We start from the raw sequence: 17,167 nt of genomic DNA on the forward strand, positions 1-17,167 counted from the left end.
GTTCATCCAGCGGAAGGCGGACGGCGGACGGCGGGCACGGGTGCGAGGGGCACCGCGGCGCGGTGCCCCTCGAGCCCGTCGGACGTCAGTGCCGCTTGCGCAGCACCAGGGTCCCGGCTCCCGCGAGGAGCAGCAGCAGGGCGATGCCGGCAGGGACGACCGGCGAGGACGCTCCCGTGTAGGCGAGGGCCGGCTGGCTGCTCGACGCAGCCACCGTGCGGACGGCGGCCTGGACGACCGTCGAGGCACCGGCGGTCGTCGCGACGACCGTCGCGGGCCGGGAGGCGCTGGTCGCCACGGCCGCGCCGGCCCCGGTGGCCGGGGTGGTCACCGAGACGGGCGTGGTGCCGTCGCCAGCGCCGTTCCCGTCGCCGGGGTCGGTGCCGTCACCAGGGGTGGTGCCGTCACCGGGGTCCGTACCGTCGCCGGGGGTGGTGCCGTCGCCCGGGTCCGTGCCGTCGCCCGGGTCCGTGCCGTCGCCGGGAGTGCTGCCGCCTCCGGGCGTCGTCGTCGAGCTGGTGCCGTCGCCGACGATGCCGATCCCGTTGCCGCCGATGGTGATCGGGAGGCTGATCACGGGTGTGATCTGGCTGCCCGAGAGCAGTCCCCCGTCACCCGAGGTGGATCCGCCCGTGGTGGGCGTCGTGGTCCCGGTCGCCGGGGCGGTGGAACCCGTGCTCGTGCCGTCACCGACGAGGCCGATGCCGTTCCCACCGATCGTCACCGGAACCGACACCACCGGGGACACCTGCGTGCCCGAGGCCGTGCCGTCCGACCCGGAGGTCGAACCACCCGCGGCCGGCGTCGTGGTGCCCGTCGCCGGGGCAGCTGCCCCCGCCGAGGTGCCGTCACCGAGCAGCCCGATGCCGTTGCCCGACACCGTCACCGGAACCGACACCACCGGGGACACCTGCGTGCCCGAGGCCGTGCCGTCCGACCCGGAGGTCGAACCACCCGCGGCCGGCGTCGTGGCGCCGGTCGCCGCGGCCGTCGACCCCGAGCTGGCACCGTCACCGAGCAGCCCGATGCCGTTGCCCGACACCGTCACCGGGACGGACACCACGGGCACGACCTGCGTGCCCGAGCCCGTGCCGTCCGACCCCGAGGTCGAACCACCCGCGGCCGGCGTCGTGGTGCCGGTCGCCGGGGCTTTCGACCCCGAACTGGCACCGTCACCGAGCAGCCCGATGCCGTTGCCCGACACCGTCACCGGCACCGACACCACGGGCGCGACCTGCGTGCCCGAGGCCACGCCGTCCGACCCCGAGGTCGTCGGCGCCGCCGCCGGAGCAGCGGGCGTCGAGGCAGCGGGCGCCGTCGCGGCAGGAGTGGCGGCAGCGGACACGGCGTCGCCGCCGACCGCCACCGCGTTGCCCGTGGCGGACACCGGCGCGGTCACCGCACCGGCGACCTGGGTCCCCGAGGCGATGCCGTCCGACCCGGAGGTCGTCGGCGCCGCAGCGGGCGCAGCAGCAGGGGCCGCCGGAGCAGCCGGAGCGGATGCCGCGGCAGCGTCGCCACCGACCGCGATCGCGTTGCCCGAGACCTGCACGGGTGCCGCTACGTCCGGCACGACCTGCGTCCCCGAGGCGATGCCGTCGGCACCCGACGTGGACGGTGTCGCGGCCGGAGCCGAGGACGACGGTGCGGCCGGGGCCGCGGGCGCTGCGGGACGGGTGACCGACGACACCGCGTCGCCGAGGACCCCGAGTGCGTTGCCGGTCGCGGACACCGGCGCGTCGATCGACGGCGCCACCTGTGTGCCCGAGGCGGTGCCGTCCGCTCCGGAGGTCGTCGCCGCGTTCGCCGCGACCGCACCCCCGAGCGTGAGACCGCCGACGAAGAGGGCGAACCAGAGCCCTCTCGAGACGTACTTGTTCATGATCGTTGCTCCCTGATCGAGATGAGATGTGGACCGACCGCGATGGCGGTCGGTGGTGCGTGCCTGCCGTGTCGGACAGGCGCACCGATCTCAGTCAGGGGCGACGTCGTGCTCGCCGACGATCGACGCGGGAACGGCGTCGTCGGCGATGGTGCCGCGTGACCCCGCGGCGAGGGAGACCTGGTCGTCGGAACCGACGATGCCGACGGCTGCTGCCGACCCGGCGGAACCGGCAGCGCTGCCGCCGAGGGCACCGGTGGCGGAACCGTCCGCGGGGCCACCGAACGTGACGCCGTGGCCCTCGGGGACGAGGAGTGCCCGGCCGCCGAACGTCGCGTCCTGCACGCCCGGTGCAGCGGCGGCGCTCCCACCTCCGGCGAGCACGGAGGCCCGCTCGGTGGCGACGGCGTCCGTCCACTCGGCAGCGCTCCCCGGCGCCACGGTTGCCGGCGCGACAGCGCTGGCAGCGCCCGGGGACGTGAGCGACGGTGTCGACGCGACCGGGGCCGTGGACGTGCCGCCCACCGGAGCGGTGGGGAGGCCGACGACGGGATCCGTGCCTCCTGGCAGGACGCCGCCGACCGTCGGCGGCAGGCCGGTGAGCACGTCCGGCACCGATCCGACGACCGTGCCGACGCCGCCGAGGGTGTCGTCCACCAGCCCGCTGACCGGGTCGGTCACGGTGCCGAGGGTGTCGTCGCCGAGGACCGTGCCGACGACCGGGAGGCCGCCGACCACTTGGTCGAGCGAGTGCACGACGGTGGTCACGGGGCGAGCGTCGGTGAGGGTCTGGACGGCTCCGCTGACGGGACGGAGGACGGTCGCGACCGTGCCGGTGACGGGCCTGGAGGCGCTGCTCGCCTCCGCCGGTCCGGCCTGCGGTGCTGCGGGGGTCGCGCTGGTCGCTGCGGGTGCCGCCGCGGGCTGCGCTGCCGGTGCTGCGGGTGCAGCCGGGGCGGGCGCGGCGTGTGCCGGTGTGGACGGTGCCGGAGCGGCGCTCGACGGCTGCGTGTGGGCCGGAGCGGCGCTCGACGGGCGGGTCGGTGCCGGAGCCGCGGGGGCCGGCGCCGCCGGGGCCGCTGGTGCCGAGTGCGCTGCCGGGGCGCTCGGTGCGGGCGCGGCCGGGGCTGCCGGGGCGGCGGGGGCGACGGCTTTCCGGACCGGGGCGACGACGCCGTCGACGACGTGCCCGACCCCACCGGCGACGCCCTGGACGGTGTCGCCGAGGCCGTCGACGACCCCGCCGACCAGCCCGCGCTCCTGCGACGGGTGGGTCTGCAGCGTCTGCTGGGCGGGCGCGGGGGCCGCCGCGGCCGGACGAGCGCCGAGCACCAACGAGAGCAGCACGAGGGCAGCGGCGATGCCGACGCCGAACACGACGTACCGGATCATCGCGCGCCAGGGTGCGCGCAACGGCTGGTCCATGCGCTCACCTCCTGATCTCGGCTGCGCACGTAGAGTGGTTGTCCGGCAATGTACGCCGCACCGTTCCGGAACGCACCCTGTTTCGGAAGAAATCGTCAGGAAAGGCCGGCCTTGGTCTCGATCTTCAACGCCCCGACGCGCAACCTGGACGTCGTCACCCTGCACGAGATCCTGCGACTCCGGCAGGACGTGTTCGTGGTCGAGCAGGCAGCCGCCTACCCGGACATCGACGGGCGCGACCTCGAGCCCGGCACGCTGCAGTTCTGGGCGGGGCAGGGCTCGGTCGACGCCACGCTCCGGCTCCTCCGCGAGGACGACGGCACCGAGCGCATCGGCCGCGTCGCCACGGCGAAGGCCGCCAGGGGGCAGGGGCTGTCGTCGCTGCTGATGGAGGCCGCGATCGCCGAGGCACGCTCCCCGCGCATCGCGATCGACGCCCAGGCGCACCTCGAGCAGTGGTACGCCCGGTTCGGGTTCGTGCGCTCGGGCGAGGACTTCAACGAGGACGGGATCCCCCACCTCCCGATGACCCGCACGCGCTGAGTCAGGCCCGCCAGCGCCGGAGCTCGTCGAACGACCGCCCCTGCTCTGCACGGTCGGCGACGAGCCGTTCGAACACGATGTTCGTCTGCGTCGTCGCCACCGAGGGATCGCCGCTGAGCTCGTCGGCCACGAAGTCGCGGAGCTGCTCGGTGGACGTGCACGCGATGTGCACGAGGAAGTCCTTGTCGCCGGCCAGGAACGACACGTCCTGCACGACGGGCACCCGGAGCAGCCGCTTCGCAAAGTCGCGGAGCTCATGGCGTGCTGCGGCGTGCACCCGGACCGAGACCATCGCCTCGATCGCGAAGCCGAGCCGCGCGACGTCCACGTCGGCCCGGTAGCCACGGATGACCCCGGCGTCCTCGAGTGCGCGGACGCGCGTCAGGCACGTCGACGGGGCGATGCCGACCGCAGCGGCGAGGCGGTTGTTCGGGATCCGGGCATCGGCGGCGAGGGTCCAGAGGATCCGCTCGTCGACCTCGTCGAGGCGCGGCGCGGGATCGGGGCGACGGACGTGGCGATCGGACACGGCTCGACGCTACCGCGGCCCGGCGAGGAGCTGCCGCAGGACCCCGGTGAGCGCGTCCGAGACCGCCTGGTGGTCGGCCGACGCGAGCGGCTCCACCTTCGTGGACGTCCGGAGCATCGTCATGCCGAGCACCACCGCCAGGGCGATCTCGGCGCGGAGGAGCAGGTCGTCGGTGACCTCGTCGTGGACGGCCCCGGCGAGTCGTTCGGCGTAGCGGCGCAGTGTCTCGCGGCGGATGGCGTCCGCGCCGTCGTCTCCCGAGGAGCGCAGCAGCAGCATGAGCTGGAGCGAGTCGTCGTCGGTCGGGGACCGGACGGCGTGCTCGATCATGCCGGCGAGGGACCGCTCGAGGTCCGGCACGGGCCGCTCCTCGGCGCCGAGGTCGCGGGCGACGCGGTCGAGACACTCCCGGAAGAGCCCCTCCTTCGACACGAAGTACCGGTTGATCAGGGCGACGTTCACGCCGGCGTCCGCGGCGATGTCGCGCACGGTGGTGGCCCGGTAGCCGTCGAAGGCGAACCGACGTCGCGCGGCCTGCACGAGGAGTCGGCGGGTTGCCTCGGCGTCCTTGCTCATGCTCCGAGCGTAGCGGTTCGGGGACTGATGTAAGCAAGTGTTGACATCAGCCCGGAACCGCGTACCCTCGTCAAGTCAGCAACTGTTTACATCCGAGCGTACGGAGCACGATGACCGAGACCATGGAGACCCCGCGGACCGGGTCCCACCCCACCACCGGTGCGCGCCGGCCGAACAGCACGGCGATCATCGTCTACCTGTCGCTCGGCGGCCTGTCCTTCGCCGTCCTGCAGTCGCTCGTCGCACCGGCGCTGTCGACCATCGGACAGGACCTCGGCGCCTCCACGAGCGCGACGAGCTGGGTGCTCACGGCGTACCTGCTGTCGGCGTCGGTGCTCACGCCGATCCTCGGCCGGCTCGGGGACATGGTCGGCAAGCGCAAGGTGCTCATCGTCGTCCTGTCGATCCTCCTCGTCGGCGCCGTCCTCGCCGCCCTCGCGCCGAACCTCGGCACGCTGATCGTCGGTCGCGCGCTCCAGGGTGCCGCCGGTGCCGTGATGCCGCTGTCGATCGGCATCGTGCGCGACGAGCTCCCGAAGGAGAAGGTCAGCGTCACGATCGGCCTGCTGTCGGCGATCTTCGGCATCGGCGCGGGCGTCGGGATCGTCGCCGCGGGCCCGATCGTCGAACACTTCTCGTGGCACTGGCTGTTCTGGCTCCCCGCCGTGCTCGTCGTCATCGCTCTGCTCGGCGCGGTCTTCGGCATGCCCGAGTCCCCGGTCCGGAAGCCCGGTCGCCTGGACATGCTCGGCACCGGTGTGCTCGCGGTCTCCCTGGTCGCGATCCTGCTGGCGATCAGCGAGGGCGAGACCTGGGGCTGGGGCGACGGCAAGACCGTCGGTCTGCTGATCCTCGGCGCGGTCGCACTCGTCGCCTTCGTGCTCGTCGAGCTCCGCGTCGCCGAACCGCTCATCGACGTCCGGCTGTTCGCGGTCCGCGGCGTCTGGACGGCCCACGTGGTCGCGCTCGTCTTCGGTTTCGCGATGTTCGGCACGTTCGTCCTCGTCCCGACGCTCCTCCAGCTCCCGACCGCCGTCGGGTACGGGTTCGGCAAGGACGTGACCGAAGCAGGGCTCTTCCTGCTCCCGACCGTCGTCATGATGATCATCGCCGGGCCGATCGCCGGCATCCTGGTCCGCAAGGTCGGCCCGAAGCCGCCGATGCTGCTCGGTGGGGTCGCCATCGTCGCCGCGTTCCTCATCCCCGCGATCTCGCACGCCGCGATCGCCGAGGTCGTCGTGTCCGGCGTCCTGACGGGCATCGGCATCGGCCTCGCCCTCGCCGCGTGCTCGAACGCGATCATCGAGAGCGTCCCCGCGAACCAGACCGGCGAGGCCATCAGCGCCAACACCGTCGTCCGCACGATCGGCTCCAGCGTCGGCACCGCGGTCATCGCGGCACTGATCACGTCGCACACCACCGCGCAGGGGCTGCCGACCGACGACGCGTTCACGATCGGGTTCTGGGCGTGCACGGGCGTGGCCGTCCTCGCGGTCCTGGCCGCCGTCGCGGCGCCGTCGATGCGCGCGCGGCGGGCCGCTGCCGCCGCACGCGGGATCGACGACCTGGACGAGATCGCGTCCTAGCGCACGACGGCGGTCGAGACCCGACCGTCTCCGGAGGCCCGGCCAGCGTCGACGACGCGAGCCGGGCCTCCAGTCCGTGACTCGCTCCCGCGCGCGGCGGACGCACCGAAACCCGTGTTCTTCTCGGCGCGTGACCGTTCCGGTTCGCGATCCCCGGCATCCGCGAACCAGAACGGTCACGCGCCGGACGGAACCTGCTCGTCACCGCCGGTCCTGGGAACCCGCCGAGCATGCGCGTCGGACACGTGACGACTCCCGTCCCCGACGCGTCACCCTGGTGGGTGCGGACGACCGCGCCCGAGGAACAGGAGACACCATGAGCACCGACCACGACGACACCACGACCGGCAAGCCGTCCTTCCGTGACACCGTCACCGCCGGGCTCGTGCAGAAGGCGCTCGAGCCCGTGCTCCGCGCCGTCCGTGACGAGGTCGCATCGGCACGACGCGAGATCGGCGACCGCGTCAGCGGCGCGAAGACGGGCCTCGTCCTCACCGGTGTCGCGGTGGCGTTCGCGCTGACGACCCTCGTCCTGCTCGCCGGGTTCGTGGTGGTGCTGCTCGCGCTCGTGCTCCCGCTCTGGGCCGCGACCGGCATCACGCTCGTCGTGTTCGGCGTCGTCACCGCGGTCCTCGCGGCCGTCGGCATCGCCGGCATCCGTCGGGGTGTGCCGCCGGTGCCGTCCGACACGATCCACGAGGTGCAGGAGCGCGTGGCGAACCGCTGACTACATCGCGAGTGTCATGCCGACGACGGCGACCGTCATCGCGAAGACCTCGCCGCTCCGGACGGCACGCCGGTCCTCGCGCGCCCACTCGTGGCGGAGCAGCCACCCGCTGAACGCGGCGTAGCCGATCACTCCGGCGCCGAGCACCGCGGTCAGGGCGATGCCGTGGCCCGCGTGTCCGTCGGCGATGCCCGTGGCGTGCCCCATCAGGAGCATCCCGGACATCACGACCGCGGACAGCGCCCGGTGGACGTCCATCGGCTCGGCACGGCGGCCGTCGGCGCGGCGCCGCCGCATGACGGGCAGCGGCGCGAGGAGCAGGAGCACGGTGGCGGCGAGGAGCGTCCACACCGCTCCGGCGTGCACGACGGGCATGAGCATCGCGACGAGCATCACCGCCGCGGGGACGATCACGCCCGGGCGAGGCCGGTACCGGTCCCCCACGATGCAGCACACCGACGCGAACTGCGGCACGACGAGCATGGCGTCGGCGACGGTCTCGTGCACGGGGTGTCCTCGGGCGGCGGGGTGGTGCGGGTCGGGGTCAGTCCTCGGTGCGGCCAGCGGCCTTCGCGGCACGCTCCTGCTTCACGCGGGCGTTCTCGGCGTGCACCGCGGCCTGCGTCGCGCGCTCGCGGACGAGCCACTCGGGCTTCTGCTCGAGCAGCGTCTTGATCTCCGCCGTGGTGAGCGGTTCGTCGATGCCCGCACGGGTCAGCCCCGAGATCGACACGCCGAGCTTCTGCGCCACGACGGGTCGCGGGTGCGGTCCGTCGCGACGGAGGTCCTCGAGCCAGGTCGGGGGTTCCGTGCGGAGTTCGTCGAACGCGGTCCGGCTGATCGGCGCGTCCCGGAAGGTCTCCGGGGCAGCCGCCAGCAGGATGCCGAGCTTCTTCGCGGCCGTCTCGGGCTTCATGGTCTGTTCCTGCGCCATGGACACAAGGGTACGGCCCCTATGCTCGGTTGCATGACCGCGGCACTCACCATCGCCTTCGTGCCGGGGGTGTCCCCCGCGAAGTGGGCCCGCGTCTGGCGCGAGCGCTTCCCCACGACCGAGCTCCGACTCCGCCCGATCGGAGCGGACGAGGTCGACGACGCACTCGCCGGCGAGGCCGACATGGTGTTCGCCCGGGTCCCCGTCTCCGACGCGCACAACGCCATCCCGCTCTGGACCGAGACCGCCGTCGTCGCGATGCCGAAGGACTCCCCGCTCGCGGACCTCGCCGAGGTCGACCTCGCCGCGACCGACGTGCACGTCGTCGACCCCGGCCCGGTCCCGGAGGACGTCGACGCCACGCTCGACCTGGTCGAGGCGAACGTCGGCGTGGCCGTCCTCCCCCAGTCCCTCTTCCGTGCCGCGAGCCGCAAGGAGCTCGTCAGCCGCACGCTCGCGGGCTCGCCCGGCACCCGGATCGTGCTCGTCTGGCGTTCCGAGGACGCCACCGAGACCACCGAGGAGTTCATCGGCGTGGTCCGCGGGCGCACCGCGAACAGTTCGCGGGGTGACCAGGACCAGCCAGGAGGCGCGGCTCCCGACCCGAAGGACGGGTCGCGTCCGGCGAAGGGCGGCGGCAAGGCCGCACCGTCGAACGCGAAGACGGTCGCCAAGCGCGGCGCCACCAAGGGCACCGGTGGCAAGAGCGGCGGCGGGAAGAACTCGACCGGTCGCGGGCGTGTGCAGCGCGGCATGAAGGGCAAGCCGAAGCGCGGGTCGAAGGGCAACCGGTGACGGACACGCACCTCGTCGCGATGCCGGCCGAGCGACTGCCCGGGTGGCTCGACCGAACCATGGCGGAGTACGTCGAGTCACGCATCCGGGCGGGCGAGACGCGGGAGCGCGCCGAGGCGAACAAGCAGCAGTCCCTCGACAAGTGGTTCCCCGACGGCACCCCGCTGCCCGAGCACTTCGTCTGGGACGTCCTCGACGACGCCGACGCCGTGGTCGGGTACCTCTGGATCGGCCCGTTCGCACCGGGCAGCACCGACTGGTGGGTGTTCGACGTCGAGATCGACGAGCCGCACCGACGCAGGGGGCACGCCCGCCGAGCACTCGAGCAGGCGCACGAGGTCGCCCGCGCGAACGGCGCCCGGACCATCGGCCTGAACGTGTTCGGGTACAACACGGGCGCGCAGGACCTCTACGAGCGACTCGGCTACGGCGTCACCGCGACGCAGATGCAGCTCCCGCTCGACTGACTCAGCGCATCACGGCCGCGGCCGCCCGCGCCACCCGGTCACCACGTGCCGCTTCCGCTGCGGCGCGCGCCTCGGTCACGATCCGTGTGTCCGCCCGGACCGCCGAACCCGCGTCGAACGGGGGCTGCGGGTCGTACTCGATCTGGAGCTGGATCGCCTCGGCTGCAGGCTGCCCGGCCAGCTCGGCCGCGAGCCAGAGCGCCATGTCGATGCCGGCGCTCACCCCGGCCGCGGTGACGACGGCCCCGTCGTCCACGACTCGGTCGTCGACCGGCTGCGCGCCGAACGCCGCGAGCATCGGCTTCGACGCCCAGTGCGTCGTCGCGCGCTTGCCGGCGAGCAACCCCGCCGCGCCGATGACGAACGCGCCGGTGCACACCGAGGTCACCCACGTGGCGCGCTCGGCCTCGCGCCGGACGAACGCGACCACCGCGGGGTCGAGCATCGCGTCGAAGGCGCCGTCGCCGCCGGGGACGACGAGCACGTCGGCCGGGCTGGCATCACCGATGGTCGTGGTCGGTACGAGCGACAGCCCGCAGTCGCTCGGTACCGGGTCGAGCGTCGCCGCGACGTACTCGACGCGGGCTCCCGGGACGCGGCACAGCACCTGCGCCGGCCCGGTCAGGTCGAGCTGCGTCAGGCCGGGGAACAACAGGAACGCGATCCGGATCTCGGCCGGGTCGTGCTCGGGGGTGCCGGCACCGGGGTCGTCGGACGGCTCGGGCGTCGGCACCTCGGCGTCGAGGGGCACCTCCACCACCTCGACCTCGACCGGGTGGACGGGCCGGACGCGCGGGTTCTCGGAGCTCATGCCGCGACCCTAGCCCTGCACCGTCGGCACCGGCGGGATCAGCTCCAGACGCCGGAGGTCCCCCGGCGGTGGCTGCCGACGAGGTGCGTGTCGACGATGCCGAGCGCCTCCATCAGCGCGTACATCGTCGTCGGCCCGACGAAGGCGAAGCCCCGCTTCCGGAGCGCCTTCGACAGTGCGACGGACTCGTCCGACTTCGTCGGGACATCGGCGTACGTGAGCGGCTCGGGCGTCGTCGCCGGCCGGAACGACCACACGAAGTCGGCCAGTCCGCCGTCCTCGCGCAGGGCGATCGTGGCGTTCGCGTTGGTGATCGTCGCGAGGATCTTCGCCCGGTTCCGCACGATGCCGGCGTCGGCCATGAGCCGTGCGACGTCGTCCTCGCCGAACGCCTGGACCGTGTCGGCGTCGAAGTCCGCGAACGCTGCCCGGAACGCCGGACGCTTCGCGAGGATCGTCCGCCACGACAGCCCGGACTGGAACGCCTCGAGCGACAGGCGTTCGAACACTCCGCGCTCGTCGCGCACGGGCATGCCCCACTCGGTGTCGTAGTAGTCGCGCAACAGCTCGTCACTCGATGCCCACACGGGCCGGGCGAGGCCGTCGTCACCCACGACGAGGTCGGACGGGGCAGCGGCGACGGGCTCGGAGCTCATGGCACCATCCTGGCCGTCGCCGCCGACACCCGCCGCCGACACCCGTCGTCGCTCACTCGGCGGGCGGACCGTCCTGCGCTGCCTGCGGGTCCATCCACACGTACTCCCAGCGGTGCCCGTCGGGGTCGACGAAGCTCCGCTGGTACATGAACCCGAGGTCGATCTCGGGGCGGTCCTCGGAGCCACCGGCGGCGACCGCTGCGTCGACGATCCGGTGCACCTCGTCCTTGGAGTCGGCGCTGAGCGAGTTGATGACCTCGATCGTGTCGGCGTCGGCGATGGTCTTCGTGGTGAACTCCGCGAACTTGGCGTGGGTGAGCACCATGACGTAGATCGTGTCGCTCACCACGACGCACGCCGCGGTGTCGTCGCTGAACGCCGGGTTGATCGAGTAGCCGAGGGCCTCGTAGAACGCCTTCGAGCGCTCGAGGTCGGCGACGGGCAGGTTGATGAAGACCATCGTGTCCATGGGGAGGATCCTTTCGTCGTGCTCAACCTGGCGCGCGCGGGGACGGAGCGCAACCGTTTCATCGGCGAAGCAACCGGTACGCAATGTACTGGCTCGATGCACCGCGCGTACGTCGACGAGTCCGAACCCGGCGGCGGTCGCGACCACACCGCGTACGTGATGGCCGCGGTCGTCGTGCACGACCGGGAGCGCGACGACGTCCGCGCCGGGATCCGAGCCGCGACGCCCCGTCGGATGCGGAAGCTGCACTGGTACGAAGCGCTGCACGCGCAGCGGATCTCGTGGCTCGAACTCCTGCGTCGCGCGGTCGCGGTCGTCGTCGTCCGCTACGACGGGGCGGCCGCGCGCGTCGAACGCCGACGGCGCCACTGTCTCGAACGCCTGGTGTGGGAACTCGAACAACGCGGCGTCGGGGAGATCGTCATCGAGTCCCGCGGACGGGCCCACGACGACGCAGACCGATCGATGTTCGATGCGCTCCGACATCGAGGGGTCGGGCGCTCGGTCCGCCACGAGCACGTGCGCCCGGACGACGAGCCGCTGGTCGCGCTGGCCGACCTGGCGTGCGGCGCACACGTCGCCGCGCTCGACCACGAGTTCGACGGATCGGTCGTCCGCGTGCCGTGAACGCAGCCGGACAGCGCAAAACCCCGGTCCCGCGCTGGCTGCAGGATGCTCCGGGGCTCACTTCCGACCGAGCAGCACGCGGTCGACATATCAATACTACGACCGCCGCGGATCTGCCGTCAACCGGCACCGAGACGGACCGGAGGCGCGGTGCCAGCCGGCACCGCGCCTCCCGTCCGTCGGTCAGTTCAGCTGGTCACGCGAGCTCGCGGCCCTCGCCGGCCGCCTTCTGGTGCTCCTCGGCCTCGGCCTGGCCGATGATGTCCTCCGCCGGGACGGGGTTCAGCCGGTCCCAGAGGAAGAAGAGCAGCCCGCCGACGAGCATCGACAGCCCGACCCACAGGTTGATGTGGATGCCACCGGTCTTCTCGGGGTCGGTGTTCCAGTGCACGATGCCGACGATGGTCACGATGACGCCGTACAGGACGAACAGGCCACCGAGGATGCGACGCAGGTCGAGTCGGCGGGTGGAGCGGACGAGGGCGGCCTTCTGCTCCTCGGTCATGGCGGTGTTGGTGTCGCTCATGGGAGATCTCCTTCGCGGGTCTTCGCGGGCCTAGAGGAACGGGAGGTACAGGACGACGCACAGGATCAGTGCGACGGTGCCGAGCAGCGCCGGGGAGCGGTACCAGGCAGTGTCGGTCGCGACGGAGTCGCTGTGCAGGTCGATCTTGCCGACGCCGTACACCAGCCCGCCGAGCTCCTTCTCGTCCTTCGGCTTCGTGACCATCGACACGACGAACCCGACGACGAGCACGGTGACGAACGAGATGATCGCGCCGTAGAGGGTCTCGGCGGTCGCGGTGGCGAACAGGTCCGGGTTGACGAGGTACGCGATCCACGTGATCGTCGGCGTCACGATGCCGAGGATGTAGCCCCACAGCGCACCGGCGGTGGTCATCCGCTTCCAGAGCAGCCCGAGGATGAACACGGCGAACAGCGGCGCGTTGAAGAACGAGAACAGCGTCTGCATGTACGTCATGATGTTCGACGCCTGCGCGGCGATGAACGCGGTCGCGATGCCGACGAGCACGCCGACGACGGTGACCCAGCGCCCGGTCTTCAGGTAGTGCACGTCGGGCATGTTCGGCTTGATGTAGCGCTGCCAGATGTCGTACGTGAAGACGGTGTTGAACGACGACACGTTCGCCGCCATACCGGCCATGAACGAGGCGAGGAGACCCGTGACCGCGACGCCGAGCACACCGGTCGGCAGGTACATCTGGATGAGCTTCGGGATCGCGTCGTTGTAGTCCAGGGCACCCGAGGCGAACTGGTTGCCCACGACGGCCGCGGCGATGAGGCCGGGGATGACGACGATCGCCGGGATGAAGAGCTTCGGGATCGCGGCGATGAGCGGGGTACGGCGGGCGGCGGACATGTTCTTCGCCGAGAACGCGCGCTGCACCTCGGTGAAGTTCGTCGTCCAGTAGCCGAAGCCGAGGACGAACCCGAGACCGAGCACGATCGCGAGCCAGTTCGCACCGATCGGGTTCGTGACGTCGCCGAAGCCGGTGCCGGCCCACGCCTGCAGGTGCTGCACGCCCTGCGTCTCGGTGATGGCCTTCGAGAGGCCGCTCCAGCCACCGACGCGGTGCAGACCGACGATCGTCAGCGGGATGAGGCCGGCGATGATCACGAAGAACTGCATGACCTCGTTGTAGATCGCGCTGGAGAGCCCGCCGAGGGTGATGTAGACGAGCACGAAGCCCGCGGACACGATGATCGCGAGCCACTCCGGCCAGCCGAGCATCGCCTCGATGACGATGGCCATGGCGTAGAGGTTGATGCCGGCGATGAGCACGTTCGACACCGCGAACGCGATCGAGTTCACCAGGTGCGGGGCCTTGCCGAAGCGGCGGAGCATGAACTCCGGCACGCTGCGGACCTTGGACCCGTAGTAGAAGGGCATCATCACGAGCCCGAGGAACACCATGGCCGGCACGGCACCGACCAGGTAGTAGTGCAGGGTCGCCATGCCGATCTGGGCACCGTTGGCGGCCATGCCGAGGATCTCGGTCGCGCCGAGGTTCGCGGACACGAACGCGAGGCCCGTGATCCACGCGGGCATCGAGCGGCCCGACAGGAAGAAGTCCATGCTCGTCCGGACCTGCTTCCGGGCGGTGAAACCGATCCCGATGACGACCGCGAAGTACACGATGATCATCAGGTAGTCGACCCAGCCCAGATCGAGCCGGATCCCGTTGTTCGCTGCAGCGAGAACCATTCAAACTCCACGTCAGTGTGTTGCGATCGACAACTCCGCCGACCCGGACGGGAACGTTACACCGAATTGTGACCGTTCACATAGCCGAGGTATGCATCGCACCCGCAATGCGACTGCGGGCGCTCGGTAGGCTCCTGCCATGACCGAGCAGCCGCGCATCCTCGTCCTCAACGGCCCGAACCTCGACATCCTCGGACGGCGCGACCCGGACCAGTACGGCACGGTGACGCTCGCCGAGATCGAGGCGATCGTGCACACCGAGGCCGCGGTGCACGAGCTCGAGGCGGACTTCCGGCAGACGAACCGCGAGGGCGAGCTCGTCGAGTGGCTGCACGAGGCACTCGACGACTTCGTGGGCGTGGTGATCAACCCCGCCGCCTACGCGCACACCTCGGTCGCGTTGCACGACGCGGTCGAGGCGCTGTCGGTACCGGTCGTCGAGGTGCACCTCTCGAACACGTGGAAGCGGGAGCCGTTCCGGCACGTCGACCACGTCGCGACGGCAGCGACGGCCGTCATCGTCGGCGCCGGTGCGGACGGCTACCGCCTGGCGGTCGCGCACGTCGCGTCCCTGCTCGGCTGAGTCAGTTCCAGGAGGCGCGGGTCGGGCCTGCACCGCGCCTCCCGTCCGAGCGCTGGAACGTTCCGTCGTGCGCATCGCGCGCTATGTTCTTATGTATGGACAAAGTGCGCATCGGGCTCGTCGGCTACGGCATCGGCGGGCGGGCCTTCCACCGGCCGTTCCTGACGGACGCCGAGGGGACCGACCTGGTGGGCGTCGTGGCACGCTCGTCCGACAAGCGGGAACAGCTCGCGTCCGACCTGCCCGGCGTCCCCGTGCACGACTCGCTCGGCGACCTGCTGGCGGCCGGGGTCGACGCCGTCGTGATCACCACTCCCCCGTCGACCCGGCGCGACCTCGTGCTCGAAGCGGTCGCGGCCGGGGTCGCCGTGGTCGCGGACAAGCCGTTCGCACCCGATCCGTCGACCGCACGCGAGCTCCGCGACGCCGCCGCGCAGGCCGGGGTCGTCATCGCGCCCTTCCACAACCGCCGGTGGGACACCGACCTCGTGACGCTGCGCGGGGTCCTCGAGGACGGACGGGTCGGCACGCCGCTGCGGTTCTGGTCGCGGTTCGACCTGGTCGAACGCGAGGGCATCGCGACCGGCGTCGGGGGCGGCGTGCTCTCGGACATCGGGTCGCACCTGGTCGACCAGGCGGTGTCGCTGTTCGGATCGATCGTGCGGGTGTCGTGCACGCTCGACGTCCGGGACGCCCGCGCGCTCGGACGCGACCAGGACGGCAACATCGATGCCGGGTTCACCCTGACGGCGACGCACGGCTCCGGCGTGGAGTCCGTCCTGACGTCGAACAAGGCGGACTGGCTGGGCGCTCGTCGCCTGCGCGTGGACGGGGTCGACGGGACGTACGAGGCCTCGAGCACCGACGTGCAGGCGCAGGCCGCGGTCGCGGGGCACACACCGGCCGACGACCGTGCCGGGTGGGGCGTCGAGCCGGCCGGCGGGACGCTCACGACGGCGGCGGGGTCGGTCGAGGTCCCGTCGTCGCAGAGCTCGTACACGGACTACTACGAGCGGTTCGCGCGTGCGGTCCGGGGGCTCGGGCCGGTGCCGGTGCCCACGGATGACGCCGTGCACGTGGTGGACGTCCTCGACGCAGCGCGTCGCTCGGCGGCATCGGGCGAGACGATCGCGGTCCCCGCGCCCTGACGCGTGCGCTGCGCCGCCGCACGGCGGGCTCCGGGTCAGAAGTCGGCGGGGCGCCGGACCTCGGTGGTGGCGGCGGTGGCGAAGCCCCCGCGGATGATCGGGAGCGCCCGCTGCACGGCCTGGTCGATGCGGAGCTCGAGGTCGACGTTCGCGATGTCGTAGCCGCCCTCGCGCTTGGCGAAGTCCCGCTCGTTGCCGAACACGCCGATCGGCAGCGTCGTCGACTGGAAGAAGCCGAACAGCGGCCGCATCTGGTGCTCGACGAGCAGGGCGTGCCGATCGCTCCCGCCGGTCGCGGTGAGCAGCACCGGGGTGTCGACGAGGTCGTACTGCCCGATCCAGTCGAAGAAGAGCTTGAACGCACCGGAGTACGCGGCGCGGAACGCCGGGCTGCCGACGACGAGGACGTCCGCCGCCTCGACCGTCTCGAGCGCGCGTCGCGTGCGGTCCGACATCGCCTCGCGGGACGGTGCCGCGCCGAGGTCGGCGAGCAGCGGCCCGATCTCGACGGTCTCGGTGCGGGCGTCGTCGATCTCCTGCCCGAGGCGCGCCACCGTCGCAGCCACCAGGGTGGACGTCCGCGAGGGGTCCGAGGGGCTGCCACTGACGCCGACGACGAGTTCTCCGCTCATGTGCTCGATGCTCACACGCCGGGACTCCCGTCGGTCGGCGTGTGACGGCATGTGTCGGGTTCCGGCGCCACCGCGTACCGTCCGCGCCATGCAGACGTTCTTGCCGTACCCGGACTTCCGCGCCTCGGCCGAGGTGCTCGACGACCGGCGGCTCGGCAAGCAACGGGTCGAGACGCTGCAGGTGATGCGGGCACTGACGCTGCCGGACTACGGCTGGCAGCACCACCCCGTCGTGGCGATGTGGCGTGGGTACCGACCGGCGCTGATGGCGTACCAGCAGGCCACGTGCCGCGCGTGGACCGACCGCGGGTACGCCGACACCTGTCTGGAGAAGACGCTCGCCGACCTCGCGCTCGTCCCCGAGGACCTCGACGCGTACGAGCGGGCCGACTACCCGGTGCCGCCGTGGAACGCGGACCCCGCCGTGCACCGCTCGCACCGGTCGAAGCTCGTGCAGAAGGCGCCGGAGCACTACCGGCCGCTGTTCCCCGACGTGCCGGACGACCTCGACTACGTCTGGCCGGGGACGGTCGCGCCGGTGCCGCGCTGA

Annotated in this window: 21 protein-coding genes; 9 read left to right on the plus strand and 12 right to left on the minus strand. The window is 72.1% G+C overall.

The window, feature by feature from the left end:
- Positions 1-85: 85 nt before the first annotated feature.
- Together WFH25_RS09570 and WFH25_RS09575 are read right to left on the minus strand one after the other, a co-directional pair.
- Positions 86-1,882 (minus strand): beta strand repeat-containing protein, encoded by a 1,797-nt coding sequence (locus WFH25_RS09570; RefSeq protein WP_336697513.1) that lies wholly within the window; start codon positions 1,880-1,882, stop codon positions 86-88.
- Between the two features lie 90 nt (positions 1,883-1,972).
- Positions 1,973-3,307 (minus strand): hypothetical protein, encoded by a 1,335-nt coding sequence (locus WFH25_RS09575; protein WP_336697514.1) that lies wholly within the window; start codon positions 3,305-3,307, stop codon positions 1,973-1,975.
- 111 nt (positions 3,308-3,418) lie between these two features.
- On the opposite strand from WFH25_RS09575, the gene WFH25_RS09580 reads away from it, so the two are divergent.
- Entirely contained in the window at positions 3,419-3,850 is a 432-nt protein-coding gene (locus tag WFH25_RS09580; RefSeq protein WP_070418328.1) for a GNAT family N-acetyltransferase, read from the plus strand.
- Between the two features lies 1 nt (position 3,851).
- On the opposite strand, the gene WFH25_RS09585 is transcribed toward WFH25_RS09580, so the two are convergent.
- Positions 3,852-4,379, minus strand: a complete 528-nt coding sequence (locus tag WFH25_RS09585; protein ID WP_336697515.1) for an Lrp/AsnC family transcriptional regulator — start codon at positions 4,377-4,379, stop codon at positions 3,852-3,854.
- A 9-nt stretch (positions 4,380-4,388) separates the two neighbouring features.
- A complete protein-coding gene (locus tag WFH25_RS09590; protein WP_071296392.1) occupies positions 4,389-4,955 on the minus strand; it encodes a TetR/AcrR family transcriptional regulator in 567 nt (188 codons plus the stop codon).
- Between the two features lie 110 nt (positions 4,956-5,065).
- On the opposite strand from WFH25_RS09590, the gene WFH25_RS09595 reads away from it, so the two are divergent.
- Complete coding sequence (locus WFH25_RS09595; protein WP_336697516.1) at positions 5,066-6,541, plus strand: MFS transporter; 1,476 nt, start codon at positions 5,066-5,068, stop codon at positions 6,539-6,541.
- A gap of 316 nt (positions 6,542-6,857) precedes the next feature.
- Positions 6,858-7,268, plus strand: a complete 411-nt coding sequence (locus WFH25_RS09600; RefSeq protein ID WP_336697517.1) for a phage holin family protein — start codon at positions 6,858-6,860, stop codon at positions 7,266-7,268.
- Here WFH25_RS09600 and WFH25_RS09605 read toward each other — a convergent pair whose 3' ends face one another.
- Both WFH25_RS09605 and WFH25_RS09610 read right to left on the minus strand, forming a co-directional pair.
- Positions 7,269-7,775, minus strand: coding sequence for a hypothetical protein (locus WFH25_RS09605; RefSeq protein WP_071296394.1), 507 nt, complete (start codon positions 7,773-7,775; stop codon positions 7,269-7,271).
- A 37-nt stretch (positions 7,776-7,812) separates the two neighbouring features.
- A complete protein-coding gene (locus WFH25_RS09610; RefSeq protein ID WP_070418322.1) occupies positions 7,813-8,202 on the minus strand; it encodes a DUF5997 family protein in 390 nt (129 codons plus the stop codon).
- Between the two features lie 33 nt (positions 8,203-8,235).
- On the opposite strand from WFH25_RS09610, the gene WFH25_RS09615 reads away from it, so the two are divergent.
- Both WFH25_RS09615 and WFH25_RS09620 read left to right on the plus strand, forming a co-directional pair.
- Positions 8,236-8,997 (plus strand): LysR family transcriptional regulator substrate-binding protein, encoded by a 762-nt coding sequence (locus WFH25_RS09615; protein WP_181015095.1) that lies wholly within the window; start codon positions 8,236-8,238, stop codon positions 8,995-8,997.
- A complete protein-coding gene (locus WFH25_RS09620; protein WP_083413920.1) occupies positions 8,994-9,464 on the plus strand; it encodes a GNAT family N-acetyltransferase in 471 nt (156 codons plus the stop codon). Before WFH25_RS09615 ends, WFH25_RS09620 begins: the two co-directional genes overlap by 4 nt.
- Position 9,465: 1 nt before the next feature.
- Here the strand turns inward: WFH25_RS09620 and WFH25_RS09625 are convergent, their stop codons facing one another.
- From WFH25_RS09625 to WFH25_RS09635, 3 genes are read right to left on the minus strand one after another with little or no spacing between them, the layout of a single operon-like run.
- Positions 9,466-10,275, minus strand: a complete 810-nt coding sequence (locus WFH25_RS09625) for a DJ-1/PfpI family protein (RefSeq protein ID WP_336697518.1) — start codon at positions 10,273-10,275, stop codon at positions 9,466-9,468.
- 38 nt (positions 10,276-10,313) lie between these two features.
- Positions 10,314-10,931 carry a DNA-3-methyladenine glycosylase I gene (locus tag WFH25_RS09630; protein ID WP_336697519.1) on the minus strand — a complete coding sequence of 206 codons (618 nt, stop codon included), beginning with the start codon at positions 10,929-10,931 and terminating at the stop codon, positions 10,314-10,316.
- Between the two features lie 52 nt (positions 10,932-10,983).
- On the minus strand, positions 10,984-11,400 hold the full coding sequence (locus tag WFH25_RS09635) for a VOC family protein (RefSeq protein WP_336697520.1): 417 nt from the start codon (positions 11,398-11,400) through the stop codon (positions 10,984-10,986).
- 18 nt (positions 11,401-11,418) lie between these two features.
- Between WFH25_RS09635 and WFH25_RS09640 the strand changes: the two genes are divergently transcribed.
- The gene (locus WFH25_RS09640) at positions 11,419-12,027 is read left to right on the plus strand and encodes a DUF3800 domain-containing protein (RefSeq protein ID WP_336697521.1); all 609 of its coding nucleotides are present in this window, start codon (positions 11,419-11,421) and stop codon (positions 12,025-12,027) included.
- A 196-nt stretch (positions 12,028-12,223) separates the two neighbouring features.
- Here the strand turns inward: WFH25_RS09640 and WFH25_RS09645 are convergent, their stop codons facing one another.
- Positions 12,224-12,553, minus strand: coding sequence for a hypothetical protein (locus WFH25_RS09645; protein ID WP_071294543.1), 330 nt, complete (start codon positions 12,551-12,553; stop codon positions 12,224-12,226).
- Between the two features lie 30 nt (positions 12,554-12,583).
- Complete coding sequence (locus WFH25_RS09650; protein ID WP_071294544.1) at positions 12,584-14,254, minus strand: sodium:solute symporter family protein; 1,671 nt, start codon at positions 14,252-14,254, stop codon at positions 12,584-12,586.
- A gap of 139 nt (positions 14,255-14,393) precedes the next feature.
- On the opposite strand from WFH25_RS09650, the gene aroQ reads away from it, so the two are divergent.
- Both aroQ and WFH25_RS09660 read left to right on the plus strand, forming a co-directional pair.
- Entirely contained in the window at positions 14,394-14,837 is a 444-nt protein-coding gene (gene aroQ, locus WFH25_RS09655) for a type II 3-dehydroquinate dehydratase (protein WP_336697522.1), read from the plus strand.
- A 95-nt stretch (positions 14,838-14,932) separates the two neighbouring features.
- Positions 14,933-15,985, plus strand: a complete 1,053-nt coding sequence (locus tag WFH25_RS09660; protein WP_336697523.1) for a Gfo/Idh/MocA family oxidoreductase — start codon at positions 14,933-14,935, stop codon at positions 15,983-15,985.
- Positions 15,986-16,020: 35 nt separating this feature from the next.
- Here the strand turns inward: WFH25_RS09660 and WFH25_RS09665 are convergent, their stop codons facing one another.
- Positions 16,021-16,617 (minus strand): NAD(P)H-dependent oxidoreductase, encoded by a 597-nt coding sequence (locus WFH25_RS09665; RefSeq protein WP_309886340.1) that lies wholly within the window; start codon positions 16,615-16,617, stop codon positions 16,021-16,023.
- An 88-nt stretch (positions 16,618-16,705) separates the two neighbouring features.
- Here WFH25_RS09665 and WFH25_RS09670 point away from each other — a divergent pair, with 88 nt between their 5' ends.
- On the plus strand, positions 16,706-17,167 hold the full coding sequence (locus WFH25_RS09670; protein ID WP_336697524.1) for an MSMEG_6728 family protein: 462 nt from the start codon (positions 16,706-16,708) through the stop codon (positions 17,165-17,167).

It is taken from the genome of Curtobacterium sp. USHLN213, assembly GCF_037144815.1.
Lineage (GTDB): Bacteria > Actinomycetota > Actinomycetes > Actinomycetales > Microbacteriaceae > Curtobacterium.

Excerpts from the sequence above, each read along its gene's own strand:
- WFH25_RS09570 (WP_336697513.1), bottom strand. The coding sequence starts at position 1,882 with ATGAACAAGTACGTCTCGAGAGGGCTCTGGTTCGCCCTCTTCGTCGGC.
- WFH25_RS09600 (WP_336697517.1), top strand. The coding sequence starts at position 6,858 with ATGAGCACCGACCACGACGACACCACGACCGGCAAGCCGTCCTTCCGT.
- WFH25_RS09635 (WP_336697520.1), bottom strand. The coding sequence starts at position 11,400 with ATGGACACGATGGTCTTCATCAACCTGCCCGTCGCCGACCTCGAGCGC.
- WFH25_RS09650 (WP_071294544.1), bottom strand. The coding sequence starts at position 14,254 with ATGGTTCTCGCTGCAGCGAACAACGGGATCCGGCTCGATCTGGGCTGG.
- WFH25_RS09590 (WP_071296392.1), bottom strand. The coding sequence starts at position 4,955 with ATGAGCAAGGACGCCGAGGCAACCCGCCGACTCCTCGTGCAGGCCGCG.
- WFH25_RS09660 (WP_336697523.1), top strand. The coding sequence starts at position 14,933 with ATGGACAAAGTGCGCATCGGGCTCGTCGGCTACGGCATCGGCGGGCGG.
- aroQ (WP_336697522.1), top strand. The coding sequence starts at position 14,394 with ATGACCGAGCAGCCGCGCATCCTCGTCCTCAACGGCCCGAACCTCGAC.
- WFH25_RS09575 (WP_336697514.1), bottom strand. The coding sequence starts at position 3,307 with ATGGACCAGCCGTTGCGCGCACCCTGGCGCGCGATGATCCGGTACGTC.
- WFH25_RS09610 (WP_070418322.1), bottom strand. The coding sequence starts at position 8,202 with ATGGCGCAGGAACAGACCATGAAGCCCGAGACGGCCGCGAAGAAGCTC.
- WFH25_RS09645 (WP_071294543.1), bottom strand. The coding sequence starts at position 12,553 with ATGAGCGACACCAACACCGCCATGACCGAGGAGCAGAAGGCCGCCCTC.
- WFH25_RS09595 (WP_336697516.1), top strand. The coding sequence starts at position 5,066 with ATGACCGAGACCATGGAGACCCCGCGGACCGGGTCCCACCCCACCACC.
- WFH25_RS09665 (WP_309886340.1), bottom strand. The coding sequence starts at position 16,617 with ATGAGCGGAGAACTCGTCGTCGGCGTCAGTGGCAGCCCCTCGGACCCC.
- WFH25_RS09630 (WP_336697519.1), bottom strand. The coding sequence starts at position 10,931 with ATGAGCTCCGAGCCCGTCGCCGCTGCCCCGTCCGACCTCGTCGTGGGT.
- WFH25_RS09625 (WP_336697518.1), bottom strand. The coding sequence starts at position 10,275 with ATGAGCTCCGAGAACCCGCGCGTCCGGCCCGTCCACCCGGTCGAGGTC.
- WFH25_RS09670 (WP_336697524.1), top strand. The coding sequence starts at position 16,706 with ATGCAGACGTTCTTGCCGTACCCGGACTTCCGCGCCTCGGCCGAGGTG.
- WFH25_RS09615 (WP_181015095.1), top strand. The coding sequence starts at position 8,236 with ATGACCGCGGCACTCACCATCGCCTTCGTGCCGGGGGTGTCCCCCGCG.